Annotated in this window: 1 pseudogene; it reads right to left on the bottom strand. The window is 72.8% G+C overall.

From position 1 onward, the window contains the following. Positions 1–1,050: 1,050 nt before the first annotated feature. Positions 1,051–1,351: pseudogene (locus HGA02_RS19475) on the bottom strand (tyrosine--tRNA ligase); the annotation flags it as partial.

Raw genomic sequence — 1,351 nt, 5'->3', positions numbered from 1 at the left:
CACCCACCGAAGCAGGCAGGCAACCGACACACGAAACAGCCCCGAAGGACCAATCAGATTCGGCTGTCAAAAGAAGACCCGATCCACGGGGGTGGACGAGCCTCCTCAATCTCAACCAAGACCCACCACACACTGTGCGATGGACCATCTTGGCATCGACTACTTGGCACACTGTTGAGTTCTCAAGGAACAGACGCGCATCTGCTCGAGCCTTTCGGCTCTTCGTCAGAGGCTTTGTCGTTCTCCATCTTAGCGGACCTTCCGGCCGTTCCCGTCCGCCCCGTAGGGCTCGCGGTTGCGGGCTCAGGCCCTCCCGAACGTACTGCAGGCGCACTGAGCTCATGCGGTTCTGTTCGGGGGCGGCCACCCTCGGGACCAGCCACCGGGATCGTTCCTCGGTGTCCGTTCCTCCCTGCCGGGCGACATCGAGAACATTACGCGGGCCCTGGCGGCGGAGGCAAATCCGGTTGCGGTGACCCCCGTCACCAGGCAAGCGGAGGGCACCGCCCGAGGCGGGGAAGGGCGCCCTGACCTGGGCCGACGTCCCGTCGGGCTGCCGACGAGCGAGCCTCGGCGCCCGGTGCTCCCCCGGTCCCGCGGGCCTCGCGCGTCCGGGATGTCCGGGTCCGTCCGCCCAGGCGCCTCGCGCGCCCCGCGCATCCCTGTGTGTCGACGCTCCCTGCGCCCGCCGATCCGCTCCCCGCACCCAGGTGCGACTGACGGCGGTCGGGCTGCGCGTCGCGGGCCTGGCGCTCACGGGCCGGTCGACGACTCTCCCGCCGGCCGGGGTGCAGGGAGGCGCAGGGCCCGTTCACGGATGCGCGGCCGCGGGCGTGCGCCCGGCCACCAGTGCACGGCGGGAGCGTGCGCCTCGACAACAGATGCGCCGGCCCGGGCGTGCGACTCGACCAACGGATGCGCCGGCCCGGGCGTGCGACTCGACGACCGATGCGCCGGCCCGGGCGTGCGACTCGACGACAGATGCCCGGCCCCACGAGGGGACCGGGCATCCGGGAGAGGTCGCGCGGCGCCGACGGGCGCTCGTGCGGTTCAGGCGTGCGCGTCGACCACCGCGAGGGTGCGCTTGCCGCGGCGGAGGATCGCCCACCTCCCGTGGAGGAGGTCCTCGGTGCGCAGGACCGCGTCCTCCGCCTCGACCCGGACGTTGTTGACCGACGCGCCGCCCTCCCCGATCGCCCGCCGGGCCGCTGCCTTCGAGGCGACGATGCCCGAGGCGGCGAGCACGTCGACCACGGGGTCGCCCGCGTGGCCGGGCGCGGTCGGGAGCTCCGCGACGGCGGCGGCGAGCGTCGACTCGTCGAGGTCGCCGAGCGACCCGCGGCCGAAGAGC

The sequence above is a fragment of the Cellulomonas septica genome, assembly GCF_012396155.1.
GTDB lineage: Bacteria > Actinomycetota > Actinomycetes > Actinomycetales > Cellulomonadaceae > Cellulomonas > Cellulomonas septica.
The sequence above is the reverse complement of the archived record's forward strand: the minus strand, read 5'-3'. Positions and strand labels throughout refer to the sequence as shown.